Here is a 22,945-nt window from a genome sequence, read left to right as displayed (position 1 = left end):
CAAAACGCCCCCTAGTGGGGCGTTTTGCTATCTGTCACTTTTGTCTGGATACCGGTTTATGAGCGTTCCTCGTGAAACCATCGCTGCCGTCGCCACCGCTCAAGGTCGCGGCGGTGTGGGCATCGTCCGTATTTCCGGGCCTCTGGCGAGTCTGGCGGCCAAAGCCATCAGCGGTCGCGAACTGAAACCGCGGTTTGCCCATTACGGCCCGTTCCTCAGTGCAAACGAAGAGGTGCTGGACGAAGGCATCGCGCTATATTTCCCGGGACCGAACTCGTTCACCGGCGAAGATGTGCTCGAGCTGCAGGGCCACGGCGGGCCGATCGTTCTGGATATGCTGCTCAAGCGTTGCCTGGAACTGGGCTGTCGTCTGGCCCGGCCGGGTGAATTCAGCGAGCGTGCCTTCCTCAACGACAAGCTCGATCTGGCTCAGGCCGAAGCCATTGCCGACCTGATCGAGGCAAGTTCTGCACAGGCGGCACGAAATGCCCTGCGTTCGCTGCAGGGGGCGTTTTCCCTGCGTGTGCATAACCTCACCGAGCAACTGATAGGCCTGCGCATTTACGTCGAAGCAGCCATCGACTTCCCCGAAGAAGAAATCGACTTCCTCGCCGATGGCCATGTCCTGAGCATGCTCGACAAAGTGCGCGACGAATTATCCACAGTGCTGCGTGAAGCTGGGCAAGGGGCCTTGCTCCGCGACGGCATGACCGTGGTAATCGCGGGCAGGCCGAATGCCGGCAAGTCCAGCCTTCTGAATGCCTTGGCTGGACGTGAAGCTGCAATCGTGACCGAGATTGCCGGCACTACCCGAGACATTCTTCGCGAACATATCCACATCGATGGCATGCCGTTGCACGTGGTCGACACTGCCGGCCTGCGAGATACCGATGATCAGGTGGAAAAAATTGGCGTCGAACGGGCATTGAAAGCCATCGGCGAGGCCGATCGGGTATTGCTGGTGGTCGATGCCACTGCTCCGGAGGCCCTTGATCCATTTGCCTTGTGGCCTGAATTCCTCGAAACCCGACCGGATCCGGCAAAAGTTACGCTGATCCGTAACAAAGCTGACCTGACGGGCGAAGCGATTGCCCTGGAAGTCAGTAACGATGGCCACGTCACGATCAGCCTCAGTGCGAGGTCTGCCGGTGAAGGCCTTGAGTTGCTGCGTGAGCACCTCAAGGCCTGCATGGGTTACGAGCAAACCTCCGAAAGCAGCTTCAGTGCTCGCAGGCGTCACCTGGAGGCACTGCGTCATGCAAGTGCGTCCCTCGAGCATGGCCGTGCGCAGCTGACGTTAGCGGGTGCCGGTGAACTGTTGGCCGAAGATTTGCGGCAGGCGCAGCAGTCTTTGGGCGAAATCACCGGCGCATTCAGCTCCGATGATCTGCTGGGAAGGATCTTTTCCAGCTTCTGTATCGGTAAATAGTCCTTCAGCAGTTCGCAGACAGGCCATTCGGGCCTGTCTGTTCTCTCCTTTTCTGAAATTTTTTCCCCAGTGCCGAGCAGATTCTTCGCTTGAGCGGATTTCCCTTGCCCGGGATTTGCTCATTCGGCGGCTTTTCTGTGGATTAAGCTCTGTGAATAAGTGCCGCTAAGGGCAGTTGATAACAAGGCCTAAAAACTGAAGATAACCACCTCTGTGGATAACTACCCCTTTCATCCACAGGCTTAAACCGGTTATCCACGTGCCTCCTTGGCACATGACCACAGGGTTTTGAATCTCTGTACATATTGAAAATAAAGGGCTGTATCAATCTATCCACAGAAAGGTGGCTCAGTAGAAATAAACATAAAAACAAAGATTTAATAAATTTCTCTCTTTTTAATTTCTATAACCTCGACTTCTCCACAGCTGGTTAAATTTTGTGCAAAGGGTTCTTTAGGAAGGGCGAAGTCCCTATACTTGCCGACCAGGTCCAAAAACCTGAGCTCAAACTATTTCCGGATTACCTGACTGAAGCAGGCACGAGGTGCGTGGTGGATTTCCCTTCCCGTTTTGAAGTGATCGTCATCGGCGGCGGTCATGCCGGTACCGAGGCAGCACTGGCGTCAGCACGTATGGGGGCAAAAACCCTGTTGCTGACGCATAACGTGGAAACCCTCGGTGCCATGAGTTGCAACCCGGCCATTGGCGGGATTGGTAAAAGCCATTTGGTTAAAGAAATCGATGCCCTGGGCGGCGCGATGGCCATGGCTACCGATAAAGGTGGTATTCAGTTTCGCGTATTGAACAGCCGCAAAGGCCCCGCCGTGCGTGCAACCCGCGCTCAGGCAGATCGGGTTCTGTACAAGGCCGCTGTCCGCGAGACCCTGGAAAACCAGCCGAACCTGTGGATATTTCAACAAGCTGCTGACGACCTGATCGTCGAGCAGGAACAAGTGCGCGGTGTTGTCACCCAAATGGGCCTGCGTTTCTTCGCAGATTCCGTGGTGTTGACCACTGGTACTTTCCTCGGCGGACTTATCCACATAGGTATGCAGAATTATTCCGGCGGTCGCGCCGGTGATCCGCCGTCGATTGCGCTGGCTCATCGACTGCGAGAACTGCCATTGCGGGTCGGTCGCCTGAAAACCGGTACACCACCGCGTATCGACGGTCGCACTGTGGATTTTTCGGTAATGACCGAGCAGGCAGGGGATACGCCGATTCCGGTGATGTCGTTCATGGGGTCCAAAGAGCAGCATCCGAAACAGGTCAGTTGCTGGATTACCCACACCAATTCGCGGACCCACGAAATCATTGCCGCGAACCTCGACCGTTCGCCGATGTATTCCGATGCAGGCTTGATTGAAGGCATCGGTCCGCGTTATTGCCCGTCGATCGAAGACAAGATTCACCGTTTTGCCGACAAGGAAAGCCACCAGGTCTTCATCGAACCGGAAGGTTTGACCACCCACGAGCTGTACCCGAACGGGATATCCACATCCCTGCCGTTCGATGTGCAATTGCAGATCGTGCAATCGATCCGCGGGATGGAAAACGCGCACATTGTTCGCCCTGGCTACGCCATCGAGTACGACTACTTCGACCCGCGTGACCTGAAGTACAGCCTGGAAACCAAAGTGATTGGCGGTCTGTTCTTCGCCGGGCAAATCAACGGCACCACCGGTTACGAAGAAGCCGGCGCCCAGGGTTTGCTGGCCGGAGCCAACGCCGCACTGCGTGCTCAGGGCAAAGATGCCTGGTGCCCGCGTCGCGACGAGGCGTACATCGGCGTTTTGGTCGACGACCTGATTACCCTGGGTACCCAGGAACCGTATCGGATGTTCACGTCCCGCGCCGAATACCGTTTGATCCTGCGCGAAGACAACGCCGATCTGCGTTTGACCGAGAAAGGTCGCGAATTGGGTCTGGTGGATGACGTGCGTTGGGCAGCGTTCTGCAAGAAACGCGAAAGCATCGATCTGGAAGAGCAACGCCTGAAAAGTACCTGGGTTCGCCCGGGCACCGAGCAGGGCGATGCGATTTCCGAGAAGTTCGGTACGCCGCTGACCCACGAATACAATTTGCTCAACCTGCTGAGTCGTCCGGAAATCGACTACGCTGGTCTGATCGCCGTGACCGGTGGGGGCGCAGAAGATCCACAGGTTGCCGAGCAGGTCGAAATCAAGACCAAATACGCCGGTTACATCGATCGTCAACAGGATGAAATCGCGCGCCTGCGGGCCAGCGAAGACACCAAGCTGCCTGTGGATATCGATTACACGAACATTTCCGGTCTCTCGAAAGAGATCCAGAGCAAGCTCGGCGCGACCCGTCCAGAGACCCTGGGCCAGGCGTCGCGTATTCCGGGCGTGACCCCGGCAGCGATTTCGCTGTTGATGATTCATTTGAAAAAACGCGGCGCGGGCCGTCAGTTGGAGCAAAGCGCTTGAGTTCGTTGGTCACCTCGCAACACGCCGAAGAGTTATCCACAGGTGCTCGCCAGCTCGGTGTCAGCCTGACGCAAGCCCAGCATGCACAGCTGCTGGGTTATCTGGCCCTGTTGATAAAATGGAACAAGGCCTACAACCTCACAGCAGTGCGTGATCCGGACGAAATGGTTTCACGGCATTTGCTTGATAGCCTGAGCGTTATGTCCTTCATCGAAAACGGCCGTTGGTTGGATGTGGGCAGTGGCGGCGGCATGCCAGGGATTCCCCTGGCGATCCTGTTTCCCGAGTCGCAAGTGACCTGCCTGGACAGCAACGGCAAGAAAACCCGCTTCCTGACCCAGGTCAAACTCGAACTCAAACTGGATAACCTGCAAGTTATCCACAGTCGCGTCGAAGCCTTCCAGCCTGAACTGCCATTCAACGGGATCATTTCCCGTGCGTTCAGCAGCATGGAGAACTTCAGCAACTGGACTCGCCATTTGGGCGACGCCGAAACACGTTGGCTGGCAATGAAGGGCGTTCATCCCGCCGATGAGCTGGTAGCATTGCCGACAGACTTCCACCTCGATAGCGAACACGCCCTGGCCGTACCCGGTTGCCAAGGCCAACGCCATCTGCTGATACTGCGCCGCACGGCATGATTGGGAACACAAGCAAGAATGGCTAAGGTATTCGCGATAGCGAACCAAAAGGGTGGTGTGGGCAAGACCACCACCTGCATCAACCTCGCAGCTTCCCTGGTCGCTACCAAGCGCCGGGTGCTGTTGATCGATCTCGATCCACAGGGCAACGCCACCATGGGTAGCGGTGTGGATAAACACGGCCTGGAAAACTCGGTCTACGATCTGCTGATCGGTGAATGCGATCTGGCCCAGGCCATGCACTATTCCGAGCACGGCGGTTATCAATTGCTGCCGGCCAACCGCGACCTGACCGCGGCCGAAGTCGTTCTGCTGGAAATGCAGATGAAGGAAAGTCGTCTGCGCAGTGCGTTGGCGCCGATCCGTGAAAACTACGATTACATTTTGATCGACTGCCCGCCGTCGCTGTCGATGTTGACGCTCAACGCGCTGGTTGCCGCCGACGGGGTGATTATCCCCATGCAGTGCGAGTACTTCGCGCTCGAAGGGTTGAGCGACCTTGTGGATAACATCAAGCGCATTGCCGAACTGCTGAACCCGAACCTGAAAGTCGAAGGCCTGCTGCGGACCATGTACGACCCGCGCCTGAGCCTGATGAACGACGTATCGGCGCAGCTCAAGGAGCATTTCGGCGATCAGCTCTACGACACCGTGATTCCGCGCAACATCCGTCTGGCAGAAGCGCCAAGCTATGGCATGCCGGCGCTGGCGTACGACAAATCATCGCGGGGCGCGATTGCCTATCTGGCATTGGCTGGCGAGATGGTTCGCCGTCAGCGCAAAAACTCACGCACCGCCGCTGCTCAGGCAACTTAAGGAATCCCCATGGCCGTCAAGAAACGAGGTCTCGGACGTGGACTGGATGCACTGCTGAGTGGTCCGACTGTCAGCTCGTTGGAAGAGCAAGCAGTACAAGCCGATCAGCGTGAGCTGCAGCACCTGCCCCTGGACCTGATCCAGCGTGGCAAGTACCAGCCGCGTCGGGACATGGATCCTCAAGCGCTGGAAGAGCTGGCGCAGTCGATCAGGGCCCAGGGCGTGATGCAGCCGATCGTGGTTCGGCCGATCGGCAGCGGTCGCTTCGAAATCATCGCCGGCGAACGCCGCTGGCGTGCCAGCCAGCAGGCTGGCCAGGAAACCATTCCGGCGATGGTTCGCGATGTGCCGGATGAAACTGCCATCGCCATGGCGCTGATCGAGAACATCCAGCGTGAAGACCTCAATCCGATCGAAGAAGCGGTGGCCTTGCAGCGTTTGCAGCAGGAATTCCAGCTGACTCAGCAACAAGTGGCCGAGGCTGTGGGTAAATCCCGCGTCACTGTGGCCAACCTATTGCGTCTGATTGCGCTGCCGGAAGTCATCAAAACCATGCTGTCTCACGGCGACCTGGAAATGGGTCATGCCCGTGCCTTGCTCGGTTTGCCGGAAAACCAACAAGTTGAAGGGGCGCGACACGTTGTCGCACGGGGGCTGACTGTGCGCCAGACTGAAGCACTGGTTCGCCAGTGGTTGAGTGGCAAACCGGAGCCTGTTGAGCCTGCAAAACCGGACCCGGATATCGCCCGACTCGAGCAGCGCCTGGCCGAACGCCTAGGCTCTGCGGTGCAGATCCGCCATGGAAAGAAGGGTAAGGGGCAGCTGGTAATCGGCTACAACTCTCTTGATGAGCTTCAAGGTGTGCTTGCACACATCCGCTGAAACAATTCCTCATGTAGCGTGAAGTCGGAAATCACTACCTGACAGTTGAATAGGGGCAGAACCGCCCCTATACTCTGCGCGCATTTTGTCGGCACAAATTATGCCAAGTTATTGAATTCTGGCAGCCGACCATTGGGGAGCAAAAGAGATGGAAAACCGCACGCCAGACCGCTTGCCGTTCCATCGCCTGGCAGTTTTTCCGGTGTTAATGGCTCAATTTGTCGTTTTGCTGATTGCCGCTTTGGCGCTCTGGCAATGGCATGGAGTCGTTGCCGGGTACTCAGGACTCTGCGGAGGCCTGATAGCCTTGCTTCCCAATATTTATTTCGCTCACAGGGCATTTCGGTTTTCCGGCGCCCGAGCAGCTCAAGCCATCGTCCGGTCTTTTTATGCCGGCGAGGCGGGCAAACTGATTTTGACGGCAGTGCTGTTTGCATTGACGTTTGCAGGTGTGAAGCCATTGGCGCCGTTAGCAGTATTCGGCGTCTTCGTGCTGACCCAACTGGTTAGCTGGTTCGCTCCCCTGCTAATGAGAACAAGACTTTCGAGACCTTAGGGCGTTTGAGGCAACCATGGCAGAGACAACCGCTTCGGGCTATATCCAGCACCACTTGCAGAACCTGACCTTCGGTCAGCACCCAACTGGCGGGTGGGGTTTTGCCCACACCGCAGCAGAAGCCAAAGAAATGGGCTTCTGGGCTTTCCACGTCGATACTCTCGGCTGGTCGGTCGCGTTGGGTCTGATTTTCGTTCTTCTTTTCCGCATGGCGGCGAAGAAGGCGACTTCCGGTCAGCCTGGTGCTTTGCAGAACTTCGTTGAAGTATTGGTCGAATTCGTCGATGGCAGCGTGAAAGACAGCTTCCATGGCCGTAGCCCGGTGATTGCACCGCTGGCGCTGACCATCTTCGTCTGGGTCTTCCTGATGAACGCCGTCGACCTGATTCCGGTTGACTGGATTCCTCAAGTGGCCATGTTGATCTCCGGCGACGCGCACATCCCGTTCCGCGCCGTATCGACCACTGACCCGAACGCTACCCTGGGCATGGCCCTGTCGGTATTCGCGTTGATCATTTTCTACAGCATCAAGGTCAAGGGTATCGGCGGTTTCATCGGCGAACTGACCCTGCACCCGTTCGGCAGCAAGAACATCTTCGTTCAAGCCCTGCTGATTCCGGTGAACTTCCTGCTTGAGTTTGTGACTCTGATTGCCAAGCCAATCTCGTTGGCACTGCGTCTGTTCGGCAACATGTATGCCGGCGAACTGGTCTTCATTCTGATTGCTGTGATGTTCGGCAGCGGTCTGCTCTGGCTTAGCGGCCTGGGCGTAGTTCTGCAGTGGGCGTGGGCTGTGTTCCACATCCTGATCATCACCCTGCAGGCGTTTATCTTCATGATGCTGACCATCGTTTACCTGTCGATGGCGCACGAAGAGAACCATTAAGACCAGTCTCGACTAGTCTGATGTCCCACCCGGTAACACGGGTGGGTGCCCGAACAGGGCTATGAAACGATTTGTTTTACCGCTTTAAAATCTAAAAAACCTAAACCATACGACGTAAAAGTCGGGAGGAAAGATGGAAACTGTAGTTGGTCTAACCGCTATCGCTGTTGCACTGTTGATCGGCCTGGGCGCACTGGGTACCGCAATTGGTTTCGGCCTGTTGGGCGGCAAGTTCCTGGAAGGCGCAGCGCGTCAACCAGAAATGGTTCCAATGCTGCAAGTTAAAATGTTCATCGTTGCCGGTCTGCTCGACGCCGTGACCATGATCGGTGTTGGTATCGCTCTGTTCTTCACCTTCGCGAACCCATTCGTTGGTCAACTCGCTGGCTAATCACTCGAATCGTCGAGTGATTAGTGTGTTGTGCAACGAACGAGCGAGGTGTTGGCGTGAACATTAATGCAACCCTGATTGGCCAGTCCGTTGCGTTCTTAATTTTTGTACTTTTTTGCATGAAGTTCGTATGGCCTCCGGTCATCGCGGCTTTGCACGAACGTCAGAAGAAGATCGCGGATGGACTGGACGCTGCCGCCCGAGCAGCTCGCGACCTGGAGTTGGCCCAAGATAAAGCGGGTCAACAACTGCGCGAAGCGAAAGCTCAGGCAGCCGAAATCATTGAGCAAGCCAAGAAACGCGGTAACCAGATCGTTGAAGAGGCTGTTGAAAAAGCCCGTATCGACGCTGACCGTGTGAAGGTTCAGGCTCAGGCCGAGATCGAGCAGGAACTGAACAGTGTCAAAGACGCGCTGCGTGCCCAACTGGGTGCACTGGCTGTCGGCGGCGCCGAGAAGATCCTGGGTGCCACAATCGATCAAAACGCGCACGCGGAGCTGGTAAACAAACTGGCTGCTGAAATTTAAGCGAGGGCGATCATGGCAGAATTGACCACGTTGGCCCGACCTTACGCTAAGGCAGCCTTCGAGCACGCCCAGGCCCACCAGCAACTGGCCTCTTGGTCAGCCATGCTCGGCCTGGCTGCAGCAGTGTCGCAAGACGACACCATGCAGCGCGTGCTCAAGGCCCCGCGACTGACGAGCGCAAACAAGGCCGCCACGTTTATTGACGTGTGCGGCGACAAGTTTGATGCCAAGGCACAGAACTTCATTAACGTCGTTGCCGAAAACGACCGTCTCCCGCTTTTGCCGGAGATATCCGCTCTGTTCGACCTGTACAAGGCTGAACAAGAGAAGTCGGTAGACGTTGAAGTGACCAGTGCTTTTGCATTGAACCAAGAACAGCAAGACAAACTCGCCAAGGTTCTCAGTGCACGACTCAACCGGGAAGTGCGCCTGCAAGTCGAGGAAGACAAATCCCTGATTGGGGGCATTGTCATCCGCGCCGGCGACCTGGTTATCGATGGCTCGGTTCGCGGCAAACTCGCGAACCTTGCCGAAGCATTGAAATCTTGAGTTTGAAGGGGCAGCAGAGCAATGCAGCAACTCAATCCTTCCGAAATAAGTGAAATTATCAAGGGCCGCATCGACAAGCTCGATGTGACCTCCCAAGCCCGTAACGAAGGCACTGTCGTCAGCGTATCTGACGGTATCGTGCGGATTCACGGTCTGGCCGACGTCATGTACGGCGAGATGATCGAGTTTCCGGGCGGCGTCTTCGGTATGGCTCTCAACCTTGAGCAAGACTCTGTAGGTGCCGTTGTATTGGGCTCCTACCAGTCTCTGGCTGAAGGCATGAGCGCCAAGTGCACCGGCCGTATCCTCGAAGTTCCGGTTGGTAAGGAACTGCTGGGTCGCGTAGTCGACGCGCTGGGTAACCCAGTTGACGGCAAAGGTCCGCTGAACAACACCGAGACCGATGCGGTCGAGAAAGTTGCTCCAGGCGTGATCTGGCGTAAGTCGGTAGACCAGCCTGTACAGACTGGCTACAAGGCTGTCGATGCCATGATCCCTGTCGGCCGTGGCCAGCGTGAGCTGATCATTGGTGACCGTCAGATCGGTAAAACCGCTCTGGCGATCGACGCGATCATCAACCAGAAAGACAGCGGCATTTTCTGCGTCTACGTAGCAATCGGTCAGAAGCAATCGACCATCGCCAACGTTGTTCGCAAACTGGAAGAAAACGGCGCACTGGCTAACACCATCGTCGTGGCGGCGAGCGCTTCGGAATCTGCAGCACTGCAGTTCCTGGCTCCGTACTCCGGTTGCACCATGGGTGAATTCTTCCGCGACCGCGGTGAAGACGCGCTGATCGTTTATGACGATCTGTCCAAGCAAGCAGTGGCTTACCGCCAGATTTCCCTGCTGCTGCGCCGTCCACCAGGCCGTGAAGCTTACCCAGGCGACGTGTTCTATCTCCACTCCCGTCTGCTGGAGCGCGCATCCCGCGTTTCGGAAGAATACGTAGAGAAGTTCACCAACGGCGCAGTGACCGGCAAAACCGGTTCCCTGACCGCACTGCCGATCATCGAAACCCAGGCTGGCGACGTTTCCGCGTTCGTTCCGACCAACGTGATTTCCATCACCGACGGTCAGATCTTCCTGGAATCGGCCATGTTCAACTCCGGGATCCGTCCTGCTGTGAACGCCGGTGTTTCGGTATCCCGTGTGGGTGGTGCCGCTCAGACCAAGATCATCAAGAAGCTGTCCGGTGGTATCCGTACCGCTCTGGCTCAGTACCGTGAATTGGCGGCATTCGCCCAGTTCGCTTCTGACCTGGACGAAGCGACCCGTAAGCAACTTGAGCATGGTCAGCGCGTTACCGAGCTGATGAAGCAGAAGCAATACGCACCAATGTCGATCGCTGACATGGCGCTGTCGCTGTATGCCGCTGAGCGTGGGTTCCTGACTGACGTCGAAATCGCCAAGATCGGCAGCTTTGAACAAGCGCTGATTGCTTTCTTCAACCGCGATCACGCCGATTTGATGGCGAAGATCAACGTGAAGGGTGACTTCAATGACGAAATCGACGCTGGCCTGAAAGCCGGTATCGAGAAGTTCAAGGCCACCCAAACCTGGTAAGCCGCAGCGGGAGCCGCAAGGCTCCCGCTTGCTAACCTGATAGGTGTTACATGGCAGGCGCAAAAGAGATTCGCAGTAAGATTGCGAGCATCAAAAGCACGCAAAAGATTACCAGCGCCATGGAAAAAGTGGCGGTCAGTAAAATGCGCAAGGCACAAATGCGCATGGCTGCTAGCCGTCCTTACGCGGAGCGCATCCGCCAGGTTATTGGCCATCTGGCCAACGCCAACCCGGAATATCGCCACCCATTCATGATCGACCGTGAAGTAAAGCGCGTCGGTTACGTTGTGGTGAGCAGTGACCGTGGTCTGTGTGGTGGCTTGAACACCAACCTGTTCAAGGCCCTGGTCAAGGACATGGCGGTAAACCGCGAAAACGGCGTCGAGATTGATCTGTGTGTAGTGGGTAGCAAGGGTGCGGCTTTCTTCCGTAACTTCGGCGGTAACGTCGTTGCAGCTATCAGCCACCTGGGTGAAGAGCCGTCGATCAATGACTTGATCGGCAGCGTCAAGGTGATGCTGGATGCCTACCTGGACGGCCGTATTGACCGCCTGTCCGTGGTGTCCAACAAGTTCGTCAACACCATGACGCAATTGCCTACCGTGGAGCAGTTGATTCCACTGGTGGCAACCGCAGATCAAGAACTCAAGCACCACTGGGATTATCTGTACGAACCGGACGCCAAAGAGCTGCTTGACGGCTTGATGGTCCGCTACGTGGAGTCGCAGGTCTACCAGGCGGTGGTCGAGAACAACGCGGCTGAACAAGCTGCGCGGATGATCGCGATGAAGAACGCTACCGACAACGCCGGTGATTTGATCAGCGATTTGCAGCTGGTCTACAACAAGGCGCGTCAGGCTGCGATCACCCAAGAGATCTCGGAAATCGTCGGCGGCGCTGCCGCGGTTTAACGGTTCAAATATTCAGAGGATCCAGCTATGAGTAGCGGACGTATCGTTCAAATCATCGGCGCCGTTATCGACGTGGAATTTCCACGCGACAGCGTACCGAGCATCTACAACGCGCTGAAAGTAGTGAGCGCGGCCGAAACCACCCTGGAAGTTCAGCAACAGCTGGGCGACGGCGTGGTTCGTACCATTGCGATGGGTTCCACCGAGGGCTTGAAGCGCGGTCTGGAAGTCACCGACTCCGGCGCAGCCATCTCCGTACCAGTCGGTAAAGCGACCCTGGGCCGGATCATGGACGTTCTGGGTAACCCGATCGACGAAGCTGGCCCGATCGACACCGAAGAGCGCTGGGGCATTCACCGTCCTGCGCCAACCTTCGCTGAACAAGCGGGCGGCAACGACCTGCTGGAAACCGGCATCAAGGTTATCGACCTGGTTTGCCCGTTCGCCAAGGGTGGTAAAGTCGGTCTGTTCGGTGGTGCCGGTGTAGGCAAAACCGTAAACATGATGGAACTGATCCGTAACATCGCCATCGAGCACAGCGGTTATTCCGTGTTCGCCGGTGTGGGTGAGCGTACTCGTGAGGGTAACGACTTCTACCACGAGATGAAGGATTCCAACGTTCTGGACAAAGTGGCACTGGTTTACGGTCAGATGAACGAGCCGCCGGGTAACCGTCTGCGCGTAGCACTGACCGGCCTGACCATGGCCGAGAAGTTCCGTGACGAAGGTAACGACGTTCTGCTGTTCGTCGACAACATCTATCGTTACACCCTGGCCGGTACTGAAGTATCCGCACTGCTGGGCCGTATGCCTTCCGCAGTAGGTTACCAGCCGACCCTGGCCGAAGAGATGGGTACTCTGCAAGAGCGTATCACTTCGACCAAAAACGGTTCGATCACCTCGATCCAGGCGGTATACGTACCGGCGGATGACTTGACTGACCCGTCGCCAGCGACCACCTTCGCCCACTTGGACGCCACTGTCGTTCTGTCCCGTGACATCGCTTCCCTGGGTATCTACCCGGCGGTCGATCCACTCGACTCGACTTCGCGCCAGCTGGACCCGAACGTAATCGGCCAGGACCACTACGACACCGCTCGCGGCGTACAGTATGTTCTGCAGCGTTACAAAGAACTGAAGGACATCATTGCGATCCTGGGTATGGACGAGCTGTCGGAAGCCGACAAGCAGTTGGTAAACCGTGCTCGTAAGATCCAGCGTTTCTTGTCGCAGCCGTTCTTCGTGGCTGAAGTCTTCACCGGTGCTTCGGGTAAATACGTTTCCCTGAAAGACACCATTGCTGGCTTCAAAGGCATCCTCAACGGTGACTACGACCACCTGCCAGAACAAGCGTTCTACATGGTCGGCGGCATCGAAGAAGCGATCGAGAAAGCCAAGAAACTGTAATCCCGGCGCCCGGCAACGGGCGCTAATTTAGGTTGAGGCAATCAGATGGCTATGACAGTCCATTGCGATATCGTCAGCGCGGAAGGGGAAATCTTTTCCGGCCTGGTCGAGATGGTGGTTGCGCACGGTGCACTGGGTGATCTTGGTATCGCCTTGGGTCACGCGCCGCTGATCACTAATCTCAAGCCGGGTCCTATCCGCTTGATCAAGCAGGGTGGGGAAGAGGAGGTGTATTACATCTCCGGCGGTTTCCTCGAGGTTCAGCCGAACATGGTCAAGGTTCTTGCCGACACCGTGCAACGTGCTGCCGACCTGGACGAAGCCTCCGCTCAGGAAGCCGTTAAGGCTGCCGAGAAGGCCTTGCATGAGCGAGGCGCGGAATTCGATTACGGTTCTGCTGCCGCACGTCTGGCCGAGGCTGCAGCTCAGCTGCGCACCGTCCAGCAGATCCGCAAGAAGTTCGGCCACTAATTGGCCATCGACTTATTGTGTGATTGATTAAAAAGGGTAGCCTCGGCTACCCTTTTTTCTTTTCTGACTTTCATCACCCGGTCGCAGCCGCTGACCTCCCAGGATTAGTAGCCTGTCATGTCTCTTGAAATCGTTATCCTCGCTGCCGGCCAAGGCACGCGCATGCGTTCGGCCTTGCCGAAAGTTCTGCACCCGGTTGCCGGTAATTCAATGCTTGGCCATGTTATCCACAGCGCCCGGCAACTTGATCCACAACGCATCCATGTGGTGATCGGCCATGGTGCCGAAGTGGTGCGCGAGCGTCTGGCCGCCGATGACCTGAATTTCGTCCTGCAGGATCAACAGCTGGGTACCGGACATGCGGTGGCCCAAGCTGTACCGTTCATCAAGTCCGACACCGTGCTGATTCTGTACGGCGACGTACCGTTGATCGAAGTCGAAACCCTGCAACGGTTGCTCAAGCTGGCTGCACCGCAGCAACTGGGCCTGTTGACTGTCGAGCTGGATGACCCGACGGGTTACGGCCGCATCGTCCGCGATGCCACCGGCAAGGTTACTGCCATCGTCGAGCATAAAGACACCAACGACGTCGAGCGTGCGATCACTGAGGGCAATACCGGCATTCTGGCGCTACCTTTCGAACGTCTGGGCGATTGGGTGAGTCGTCTCTCCAATAACAATTCCCAAGGCGAGTACTACCTGACCGACGTGATCGCCATGGCGGTCAGCGATGGTCTGGTGGTAGCCACCGAACACCCCCATGACACCATGGAAGTGCAGGGCGCCAACGATCGCAAGCAACTGGCCGAGCTTGAGCGTCACTATCAACTGCGCACTGCTCGTCGTTTGATGGCTCAGGGCGTGACCCTGCGCGACCCGGCACGTTTCGATGTGCGTGGTGAGGTCACCATCGGCCGCGATGTGCTGATCGACATCAACGTTATCCTCGAAGGCAAAGTCGTCATCGAGGACGACGTGGTGATCGGCCCAAACTGCGTGATCAAGGACAGCACCCTGCGCAAAGGCGTGGTGATCAAGGCCAACAGCCATATCGAAGGCGCGATACTCGGTGAAGGCAGCGATGCCGGCCCGTTCGCTCGTTTGCGTCCGGGCACGGTGCTGGAAGCTCGCGCGCATGTGGGTAACTTCGTGGAGCTGAAGAATGCCCACCTGGGCGAGGGCGCCAAGGCCGGTCACTTGACGTACCTGGGCGACGCCGAGATCGGTGCGCGTACCAACATTGGCGCAGGCACCATCACCTGTAACTACGATGGCGCGAACAAGTGGAAAACCGTGCTGGGCGAAGATGTGTTCATCGGGTCCAACAACTCGTTGGTGGCGCCTGTGGATATCTCCTCGGGTGCGACTACGGCGGCCGGTTCGACCATTACCCAGAATGTGGACAAGGCTCAATTGGCCGTGGGTCGGGCTCGGCAGAAGAACATCGAGGGCTGGAAGCGGCCGGAGAAGATCAAAAAGAGCTGAGTTATCCACAGCAGGATCAAAAGATCGCAGTCTTCGGCAGCTCCGACAAGGAATACGTGTTCATCCTGTGGGGCTGCTGAAGGCTGCGATCTTTTTATGGGTTATCCACACATCTTTTTTCTCACGCTGACTTGACGAAGTTTCGCTGATAGGTTTTGATTGCTTACGTTATCTTTCGAATCGAAACTTACCAAACCATGTCGAAGCGCAACACGCCCCAACGCCGCCACAACATCCTCGCCTTGCTCAATGAGCAGGGGGAAGTCAGTGTGGATGAGCTGGCCAAGCGCTTCGAAACCTCGGAAGTTACGATTCGCAAGGACTTGGCAGCGCTTGAAAGCAACGGTCTGTTGCTGCGTCGTTATGGCGGGGCGGTCACCATGCCTCAGGAACTGGTCGCCGATCTCGGCCAACCGGTTTCCAAGTACAAGCAGGCCATTGCCCGCGCCGCTGTCACGCGGATCCGCGAGCATGCGCGAATCATCATCGACAGCGGCAGCACCACCGCGGCGATGATCCCGGAACTCGGCCAGCAACCGGGTCTGGTGGTGATGACCAACTCCCTGCATGTCGCCAACGCTTTGAGCGAACTCGAGCATGAGCCGGTGCTGCTGATGACCGGGGGGACCTGGGACCCGCATTCCGAGTCCTTCCAGGGTCAGGTGGCCGAGCAAGTACTACGCTCATATGACTTTGATCAGTTGTTTATCGGTGCCGATGGCATCGACTTGGTGCGCGGGACCACCACCTTCAATGAATTGCTGGGCTTGAGCCGCGTCATGGCCGAGGTTGCCCGCGAAGTGATCGTGATGGTCGAGGCCGACAAGATCGGCCGCAAAATCCCCAATCTGGAGCTGCCATGGAGCAGCGTCCATACCCTCATTACCGATGATCGTCTGCCACTTGCGGCACGCGATCAGATTCAGGCCCGCGGCATTAATTTGATCTGCGCCGCCGTCAGTCAGGAGAACTAGCATGTGTGGAATTGTCGGTGCAGTCGCAGAACGTAACGTTACCGCCATCCTGCTCGAAGGCCTCAAGCGTCTGGAATACCGTGGCTATGACAGCGCCGGTGTGGCGGTGTACACCAACGATGAAAAACTCTTGCGCACGCGTCGTCCGGGCAAGGTCAGCGAGCTGGAACAGGCGCTGATCGAAGAGCCTCTGGTCGGCCGTCTGGGCATTGCCCATACCCGCTGGGCGACTCATGGCGCGCCGTGTGAACGCAATGCTCACCCGCATTTTTCTGGCGATCTGGCGGTGGTGCACAACGGCATCATCGAGAACCATGAAGCCCTGCGCGAGCAACTCCAGGCTTTGGGCCATGTGTTCACGTCGGACACCGACACTGAAGTCATCGCGCATCTGCTCCACGAAAAACTCAAGCTTCAACCCGACCTGACGGTGGCCCTGAAAGCGACCGTGCAAGAGCTGCACGGTGCTTACGGCCTGGCGGTGATCAGCGCCCTTCAACCGGATCGCCTAGTGGCGGCCCGCAGTGGCAGCCCATTGGTGATCGGTCTGGGTATGGGTGAAAACTTCCTGGCCTCCGACCAGTTGGCGCTACGTCAGGTCACCGACCGCTTTATGTACCTGGAAGAAGGCGATATCGCCGAAATTCGCCGCGACAGCGTGCAGATCTGGGACATCGATGGCGCGCTCGTCGAGCGTGAAAGCGTTCAGTACCGCGACGGTGCCGAAGCGGCTGACAAGGGCGAATTCCGCCATTACATGCTCAAGGAAATTCACGAGCAGCCGGCCGTGGTGCAGCGCACCCTTGAAGGTCGCCTGAGCCATAACCAGGTGCTGGTCGAGGCATTCGGCCCAGGAGCTGCCGAGCTGTTCGCCAAGGTGCGCAATGTACAGATCGTCGCCTGCGGCACCAGCTATCACGCCGGCATGGTTGCCCGTTACTGGCTCGAAGAACTGGCTGGCATCCCGTGTCAGGTCGAAGTCGCCAGCGAATTCCGCTATCGCAAGGTAGTGGTGCAGCCGGACACCCTGTTCGTGAGCATCTCCCAGTCCGGTGAAACCGCCGACACTTTGGCCGCGCTGCGCAATGCCAAAGAGCTGGGTTTCCTCGCCAGCCTGGCAATCTGCAACGTCGGCATCAGCTCTCTGGTACGCGAATCGGACCTGACGTTGCTGACCCAGGCCGGTCGCGAAATCGGCGTGGCCTCGACCAAAGCCTTTACCACTCAACTGGTTGGCCTGCTGTTGCTGACCCTGTCTCTGGGTCAGGTTCGCGGTACGTTGGCCGAAGGCGTCGAAGCCACACTGGTCGAAGAACTGCGTCGCTTGCCGACCCGCTTGGGCGAAGCCCTGGCCATGGACAGCACCGTGGAGAAAATCGCCGAGCTGTTCGCCGAGAAGAACCACACGCTGTTCCTCGGTCGCGGCGCGCAATTCCCGGTGGCGATGGAAGGGGCCCTCAAGCTCAAGGAAATCTCTTACATCCACGCGGAAGCCTACCCGGCGGGCGAACTGAAACATGGCCCGCTGGCGCTTGTGGATAACGACATGCCGGTGGTCACCGTGGCGCCGAACAACGAGTTGCTGGAGAAGCTGAAGTCCAACCTCCAGGAAGTTCGCGCCCGTGGCGGTGAACTGGTCGTCTTCGCCGACGAGCAGGCCGGCATGACCAATGGCGAAGGCACTCATGTCGTCCAGATGCCGCACATCCACGACATCCTGTCGCCGATCCTCTACACCATTCCGCTGCAGCTGCTCTCATACTACGTCGCTGTATTGAAAGGTACTGACGTTGACCAGCCGCGTAACTTGGCGAAGTCGGTGACTGTGGAATAAGTTATCCACAAGCAATGAAATGAAAAGACCGCAGTTTTGGCTGCGGTCTTTTTTTTTGAGAAAGGTGAGCTATTTCAAGTCCACCAATACCGCACGAGATGAAAGAAGATCGGTGCCGCAAAACACACTGAATCCAGACGATCCAGCATCCCGCCGTGGCCTTCGATCATGTGTCCCCAATCCTTCACGCCGCGATCACGCTTGATCGCCGACATCACGATGCCGCCGGCAAACCCCAGCAGGTTGATCAGCAGCGCAATCAAGAACGACTGCCACGGGCTGAATGGTGTGGTCCACCACAAGGCTGCACCAATCAGCGAGGACAGCAAAACGCCACCGACAAAGCCTTCGACGGTTTTCGACGGCGACAGAGTGGGTGCGATTTTATGTTTGCCGAACAACTTGCCGCATACGTACTGCAGCACGTCCGACAGCTGCACCACGATCACCAGATACGCGATCAGCAGCAGGTTGCGGCCTTCATAACCGACGATGTCCAGAGTCAGCAGGGCGGGCACGAACGACACGCAGAACACCGCGATCATCAAGCCCCATTGCACTTTCGACGCCCGCTCAAGGAAGTGCGTACTGTCGCCGCCGAGAGACGCAAGGATCGGCAGCAGCAAAAACACGTACACCGGAATAAAGATCGAGAAGAGTCCGTACCAATCGGAATAGATCAGCAAATATTGCAGCGGCAATGCCAGGTAAAACGCTGCCACCAGCGCCGGGTAGTCGCTGCGTCGGGTGGGCATGAGGGTGAGGAATTCGCGTAGCGCATAAAACGATACCGCGTAAAACAGCAGGATTACCGCGCCGGTGCCCAGCCAAAAAGCGATGCCGATCACCACCACCATCACCCACCAGGCGTTGATTCGGGCGTTGAGGTTTTCGATGACTGCATTGGGCGTGCCCCGGGTGCGCAGTTTGAGGATCAGGCCAATCAGTGAAGCCAGCACCAGGATCATGCCGATCCCGCCGAACAGCATCAGGGTTTGTCTATCCATGTCAGGAATGCTCCGGGGCGAGGGCCAGCAGTGCGTCGCGGCTGCGTGAAAGGAACTGCTCTTTGCTCTCGCCTTCAGTCAGTTGCAGGGGCGCGCCGAAACTGGTGGTACACAGCAGCGGCAGTGGCAGCACTCGGCCCTTGGGCATGACCCGGTTGAGGTTGGCGATCCACACCGGAATCACCTGGGCCTGTGGGTAACGTTTTGCCAAGTGGTACAGGCCGCTTTTGAACGGCAGCAAACCCTCTTCCAGATTGCGCGTGCCTTCGGGAAAGATGATTAACGAATCACCCTTCTCCAGGGCGTCGAGCATGGGCTGCAACGGGTTATCCACAGGGTCCTTGCGCTCGCGGTCGATCAGCACGCCGTTGAACACCCGGCTGATGATGTAGCGGCGTAAGGCGCTCTTGTTCCAGTAGTCGCTGCCGGCCACCGGTCGCGTAAGTTTGCGCAGGGCGGGAGGGAGCGAGGCCCAGAGCAGCACGAAGTCGCCGTGGCTGCTGTGGTTGGCAAAATAAATGCGCTGCACGGGTTCTGGCGCGCAACCCATCCACAGGCTGCGGGCGCCAGTAACGGTTCGGGCCATGGAGGTGATGAGAAAGGCGACCACAGGTTCGAACATTAACGATTTCCTTATCCAGCGAGGGGCAGCCAAGGGCTGGCCAGAATGACCGCCAATGGTGGCAGCACTTGGGCGACCAGCAGGACAGCCTGTTTGCGCAGCAGTTTAAACCCCCCGCGCTGACGTTCGGTCCAGGGCCGGCCGGCACGGTTGGCCGGTTGCAGGCCGAGGTTTTGCAGGGCCTGGTCGAGGGCTTGAGTGCGGTCTGACAAAGCGTCAGCGTCGCGGGCCATCAGGGTAAACAGGTCAGCGTCGAAGGCCACCCGCAGCGCCCAGTATTTTTGCCATAGCCCGAGGATGATCAGCCAGGCGCTGAGGATCAAGAACGGTGCAGTCGGGGTGATCAGCAGCAGTTGCAGCAGACCGAACAACACACCCAGCAAGGTCAGCCCTGTGGATAACTGATCGAGGGTGCGGCCCCGGCGCAGCAGGCTGGCGACCACATGCAGTTCCATATCAACCGGCATAGGCGTTCTCCAGGGCTTGGCGATGGGCTGGATGCAGCACCACTTGCGGGCGTGCGGCCTGGATCATTGCCACGGCGGCATCGACATTGGTCGCTCGACCGCTGTGCAGCAACCAGGCCGCGATAGCGGTGGCGCTGCGTGAATAGCCCAAAGCGCAGCAGACCAGCAATGGACCTTGCTGGCGCAGGTGTTCAATGGCCTGGGCGGCGGCGAGGCATTGCTCAGCGCTGGGCGTGGTCAGATCGAGTATCGGAACGCTTTGATAGGCGCGGCCTCTCGGGTTGAGCGGCAGCTCAGCGCATAGATCAACCACAGCGTTGAACGGCGCCAACTGATCAGCGTCGGGAAGCCTGCCGAGCCAAACGTTATCCACAACCTCACTGGGCTGCGGATGCTTGCGGGTCCAAAGCCGTGAGTTGATCCACGCCGCTGCCACGTAAGGTGCAAATAACCAACGGGCGGCCGGGCTAAGACGGCCGTCGGCGCGTTTCTGAAACCCGGCGGCGTCCAGCAGCGTGTAGTTGAGCGCCACCAACAGCAACGCCACGGCAGGCCAGATCAGCCACAGCCATCCGCCGCCCAGGCCAAAGGCTGGAATGGCGAATATCGCCGCACCGATGCCATAACGCAGGGCCAGGCGCCAGCGTTTCGCATCCTTGGCCAACCGCACGCTACTCAAGGGGCTGGGCCGATCCAGTGGCCACAACCACACGCACAGCCAGCCAGCGAGGGCGCCTGTGGGTAAGTCGATAAAGTGATGTTGATAAGTGGTCAGCACCGAAATCCCGATCAATGCGAACCAGCCGTGCACCAGCCAGCGCCACAGGCCTTGAGAGTGCCGTTGGTACATCACCCACAAAATCACCAGCAGGGCGATGTGCAGCGACGGCGCCTGATTGAACGGCTTGTCGAACCCGGCCAGCACCGCGAACAGCCAACCGAACACTCCATCCAGTTCAGGCCGTTCGAAGGTGAAGCGCAGCGGCCATAACAGGAAACAGCTGACTGAGATCACTTGAGCACTCAGCAGGCGCAAGGCATGACGCTTGAGTTCATGGCGACTATCGGGCAGCAGCAGCGAAAAACCGTACAGCAGATCAATCGTCCAGTAGGGGACGATGGTCCAGGCCCAGAAGGGCATGGCGGTTTCCCAATCGAAAACGAAAGTGTCGACATCGCTGCGCTGGGCCGTGACCCACGTGGCAAAGCCGTAGCTGGCGAAAAACAGCGGTGCCAGCACTAGCAACCAGAGCACGGCGGGTTTCAGCAAACCCGGCTCTCTCGGGGCAGCCCCCATCATTGCACCCGTTGCGCGAGGGACACGGTGAAGATCCCCCATTCATCCACTCGCTGGGTGATTTTACGAAAACCCGCTGCTTCCACCAGTTGATCCATTTCCGCCTGGCTGCGCCGACGCATCACCCAAGCCTGGCCTTGACGGTGACTGGTGAGGGCGCGGGCGATCAGTTCCAGCTGCGGGTGCCAGGGCTGACCGGTGTAGACCAGATACCCACCGGGCTCCACGGCCTCGGCCAAGCCTGCCAGGGAACCGCCGACCAGTGCATTGTCGGCAAACAGTTCATACAAGCCGGACACCACCGCCAGTGTTGGCTTTGGCTCCAGTGCCGCCAGGTCGGCGCGGTCGAACGCGTCGCCTTTCACGAACTGCGCGATCTCTCCAAGGCCCTTATCGCGAATCAGCGCACCACCGTCACGCACATTGATGTCGCTGTAATCGCGCAACAGTATCGATTCCGGTAGCGGGCTGACACCTTGCAAGGCTTCGAGAATGTAGCGACCGTGACCGGCGGCGATGTCGACGATGCGCACCGGTCGGCCTTCTTCACGCAGTTTGGCCATGGTCAGGCGCAGCAGTTCTTCGACGTTGAGTTTACGCTGGCGAATGCCGCGCCAGCCGATGGAGTTCAGGTAGTTCTGATCAATCATCCGCCCGAGCCCGCCCTTGCCGGTGGGCTGGTTGCGGTACACATAGTCCAGGGTGCTGCCGGAATCGAAACCGGTGTCGAAGCCCAGCTTCACCCCGTCTGACAGCCGGCTGCCCAGGCGCATGCTGGCGCGGGTCATGCGCCAGTACAGATCACGCAACGAGTTGTGCGGCAGCGGGGCGGCGAGGGATTCGGATTCGGCGCAGGTCAGGCCGATTTTATCGGCATCGAGCAACGAGGCCCGGTCCAGCGGGTATTCAAAGTTTTGCAGGATAAAGCGTTTGGCGCTGGCGATGGCCACGGCGCGATCACGTTCCCCAAGCGTGTCGTGGAAGAAGCCCGGGAGGATGTGTTTTTCTTTTTTCAGGCTGCCCAGGCGTTCGAAAAACTGTTCCTGGGGTTTGCGGTGGACCACAAAATCCGAGCCGGAAATCAGCAGCTGGGTCGGCACTTGAATCGCCTGCGCATCGGCCACCACACGGTCGGCGGCTTCATACAAGCCAAGCAGCACATTCACCGAAATCGCCTTGGTGATCAGGGGATCGCTGTCGTAGGAGGCGACGCGTTCCGAGTCGTGGCTGAGGAACTTGGCCTTGACGTAGCTGTTGACGAAAAAGTTGCCGCGAAACTTGCGCATCAGCGCCAGGCCCGGACGGGCGAAAGGTACGTAGAGCTTGACCTTGAAGGCGGGCGACGCGAGCACCAGCGAGCGGATGCGCGGTGCATAGTCGTGGACCCAGGTTGAGACAATCACCGCGCCGACGCTCTGGGCGATCACGGCCATGTTCTCTTCGTCGATATGATGGGTCGCGTTCAGGTGATCGCAAAAGGTCTGCACGTCACGCACGCTGGTGGCGAAACTCGGGCTGTCACCGCGAGCGCCCGGCGACTGACCATGGCCGCGCGCGTCCCAGGCAAAGAAGTCGAACGCTGGCAGGTCCAGCTCCTCCACCAAGTGGGCGATACGCCCCGAGTGTTCATGGCCGCGATGAAACAGCAGCACTGCCTTGCGCGGTTCGCCTGGATTACCCGCCGTGGCCGGCCAATGGCGGTAGAACAGCTCGACGCCGTCGTGGGTAGTGAAGGTCTGATTCTGAGTTTCACGCATTGCACTTTCCTTATGCTTGG

General features: G+C 58.0%; 22 protein-coding genes. 17 read left to right on the top strand and 5 right to left on the bottom strand.

Going from position 1 to position 22,945, the window contains the following annotated elements:
• Window positions 1–58 precede the first annotated feature (58 nt).
• The 17 genes from mnmE to glmS all read left to right on the top strand — a co-directional run bounded on the left by mnmE (window position 59) and on the right by glmS (window position 17,775).
• Window positions 59–1,429 (top strand): tRNA uridine-5-carboxymethylaminomethyl(34) synthesis GTPase MnmE, encoded by a 1,371-nt coding sequence (gene mnmE, locus MMG91_RS23315; protein ID WP_310660850.1) that lies wholly within the window; start codon window positions 59–61, stop codon window positions 1,427–1,429.
• A 551-nt stretch (window positions 1,430–1,980) separates the two neighbouring features.
• A complete protein-coding gene (gene mnmG / locus MMG91_RS23310; protein ID WP_305503983.1) occupies window positions 1,981–3,879 on the top strand; it encodes a tRNA uridine-5-carboxymethylaminomethyl(34) synthesis enzyme MnmG in 1,899 nt (632 codons plus the stop codon).
• Complete coding sequence (rsmG, locus tag MMG91_RS23305) at window positions 3,876–4,520, top strand: 16S rRNA (guanine(527)-N(7))-methyltransferase RsmG (protein ID WP_305503982.1); 645 nt, start codon at window positions 3,876–3,878, stop codon at window positions 4,518–4,520. Before mnmG ends, rsmG begins: the two co-directional genes overlap by 4 nt.
• Window positions 4,521–4,538: 18 nt before the next feature.
• Window positions 4,539–5,336 carry a ParA family protein gene (locus tag MMG91_RS23300; RefSeq protein WP_007934331.1) on the top strand — a complete coding sequence of 266 codons (798 nt, stop codon included), beginning with the start codon at window positions 4,539–4,541 and terminating at the stop codon, window positions 5,334–5,336.
• A 9-nt stretch (window positions 5,337–5,345) separates the two neighbouring features.
• Complete coding sequence (locus tag MMG91_RS23295) at window positions 5,346–6,218, top strand: ParB/RepB/Spo0J family partition protein (RefSeq protein ID WP_305424387.1); 873 nt, start codon at window positions 5,346–5,348, stop codon at window positions 6,216–6,218.
• Between the two features lie 148 nt (window positions 6,219–6,366).
• Window positions 6,367–6,774, top strand: a complete 408-nt coding sequence (locus MMG91_RS23290; RefSeq protein WP_007903021.1) for a F0F1 ATP synthase subunit I — start codon at window positions 6,367–6,369, stop codon at window positions 6,772–6,774.
• A gap of 16 nt (window positions 6,775–6,790) precedes the next feature.
• On the top strand, window positions 6,791–7,660 hold the full coding sequence (gene atpB / locus MMG91_RS23285; RefSeq protein ID WP_052966015.1) for a F0F1 ATP synthase subunit A: 870 nt from the start codon (window positions 6,791–6,793) through the stop codon (window positions 7,658–7,660).
• Window positions 7,661–7,793: 133 nt separating this feature from the next.
• Complete coding sequence (gene atpE / locus MMG91_RS23280; protein WP_002555987.1) at window positions 7,794–8,051, top strand: F0F1 ATP synthase subunit C; 258 nt, start codon at window positions 7,794–7,796, stop codon at window positions 8,049–8,051.
• A gap of 56 nt (window positions 8,052–8,107) precedes the next feature.
• Complete coding sequence (locus tag MMG91_RS23275) at window positions 8,108–8,578, top strand: F0F1 ATP synthase subunit B (protein ID WP_007903028.1); 471 nt, start codon at window positions 8,108–8,110, stop codon at window positions 8,576–8,578.
• Between the two features lie 12 nt (window positions 8,579–8,590).
• Window positions 8,591–9,127, top strand: coding sequence for a F0F1 ATP synthase subunit delta (locus tag MMG91_RS23270; RefSeq protein WP_007903030.1), 537 nt, complete (start codon window positions 8,591–8,593; stop codon window positions 9,125–9,127).
• A gap of 21 nt (window positions 9,128–9,148) precedes the next feature.
• Window positions 9,149–10,693, top strand: coding sequence for a F0F1 ATP synthase subunit alpha (gene atpA, locus MMG91_RS23265; RefSeq protein WP_282379785.1), 1,545 nt, complete (start codon window positions 9,149–9,151; stop codon window positions 10,691–10,693).
• 50 nt (window positions 10,694–10,743) lie between these two features.
• The gene (atpG, locus tag MMG91_RS23260) at window positions 10,744–11,604 is read left to right on the top strand and encodes a F0F1 ATP synthase subunit gamma (RefSeq protein ID WP_305447599.1); all 861 of its coding nucleotides are present in this window, start codon (window positions 10,744–10,746) and stop codon (window positions 11,602–11,604) included.
• A gap of 27 nt (window positions 11,605–11,631) precedes the next feature.
• Window positions 11,632–13,011: a F0F1 ATP synthase subunit beta gene (gene atpD / locus MMG91_RS23255; RefSeq protein ID WP_008155715.1), complete on the top strand. Its 1,380-nt coding sequence runs from the start codon at window positions 11,632–11,634 to the stop codon at window positions 13,009–13,011.
• A gap of 45 nt (window positions 13,012–13,056) precedes the next feature.
• Window positions 13,057–13,482 carry a F0F1 ATP synthase subunit epsilon gene (locus tag MMG91_RS23250; protein WP_010465460.1) on the top strand — a complete coding sequence of 142 codons (426 nt, stop codon included), beginning with the start codon at window positions 13,057–13,059 and terminating at the stop codon, window positions 13,480–13,482.
• A gap of 117 nt (window positions 13,483–13,599) precedes the next feature.
• Window positions 13,600–14,967: a bifunctional UDP-N-acetylglucosamine diphosphorylase/glucosamine-1-phosphate N-acetyltransferase GlmU gene (gene glmU, locus MMG91_RS23245; RefSeq protein WP_310660849.1), complete on the top strand. Its 1,368-nt coding sequence runs from the start codon at window positions 13,600–13,602 to the stop codon at window positions 14,965–14,967.
• 197 nt (window positions 14,968–15,164) lie between these two features.
• Window positions 15,165–15,941, top strand: coding sequence for a DeoR/GlpR family DNA-binding transcription regulator (locus MMG91_RS23240; protein WP_030132550.1), 777 nt, complete (start codon window positions 15,165–15,167; stop codon window positions 15,939–15,941).
• Between the two features lies 1 nt (window position 15,942).
• Window positions 15,943–17,775: a glutamine--fructose-6-phosphate transaminase (isomerizing) gene (gene glmS / locus MMG91_RS23235; RefSeq protein ID WP_310660848.1), complete on the top strand. Its 1,833-nt coding sequence runs from the start codon at window positions 15,943–15,945 to the stop codon at window positions 17,773–17,775.
• 74 nt (window positions 17,776–17,849) lie between these two features.
• Here the strand turns inward: glmS and MMG91_RS23230 are convergent, their stop codons facing one another.
• The 5 genes from MMG91_RS23230 to MMG91_RS23210 are packed head-to-tail and all read right to left on the bottom strand — an operon-like array spanning window position 17,850 to window position 22,925.
• Entirely contained in the window at window positions 17,850–18,782 is a 933-nt protein-coding gene (locus MMG91_RS23230; protein WP_008007875.1) for a phosphatidate cytidylyltransferase, read from the bottom strand.
• Between the two features lies 1 nt (window position 18,783).
• A complete protein-coding gene (locus tag MMG91_RS23225) occupies window positions 18,784–19,404 on the bottom strand; it encodes a 1-acyl-sn-glycerol-3-phosphate acyltransferase (protein ID WP_305447595.1) in 621 nt (206 codons plus the stop codon).
• A gap of 11 nt (window positions 19,405–19,415) precedes the next feature.
• A complete protein-coding gene (locus MMG91_RS23220; RefSeq protein ID WP_310660847.1) occupies window positions 19,416–19,871 on the bottom strand; it encodes a hypothetical protein in 456 nt (151 codons plus the stop codon).
• Window positions 19,861–21,171, bottom strand: a complete 1,311-nt coding sequence (locus MMG91_RS23215; protein WP_310660872.1) for a phosphatase PAP2/dual specificity phosphatase family protein — start codon at window positions 21,169–21,171, stop codon at window positions 19,861–19,863. The genes MMG91_RS23220 and MMG91_RS23215 overlap by 11 nt, the downstream gene beginning before the upstream one ends.
• Window positions 21,168–22,925: a bifunctional alpha/beta hydrolase/class I SAM-dependent methyltransferase gene (locus MMG91_RS23210; protein ID WP_310660846.1), complete on the bottom strand. Its 1,758-nt coding sequence runs from the start codon at window positions 22,923–22,925 to the stop codon at window positions 21,168–21,170. Before MMG91_RS23210 ends, MMG91_RS23215 begins: the two co-directional genes overlap by 4 nt.
• Window positions 22,926–22,945: the final 20 nt, after the last annotated feature.

The organism is Pseudomonas sp. JL3, assembly GCF_031570575.1.
Lineage (GTDB): Bacteria > Pseudomonadota > Gammaproteobacteria > Pseudomonadales > Pseudomonadaceae > Aquipseudomonas > Aquipseudomonas cucumis.
The sequence above is the reverse complement of the archived record's forward strand: the minus strand, read 5'-3'. Positions and strand labels throughout refer to the sequence as shown.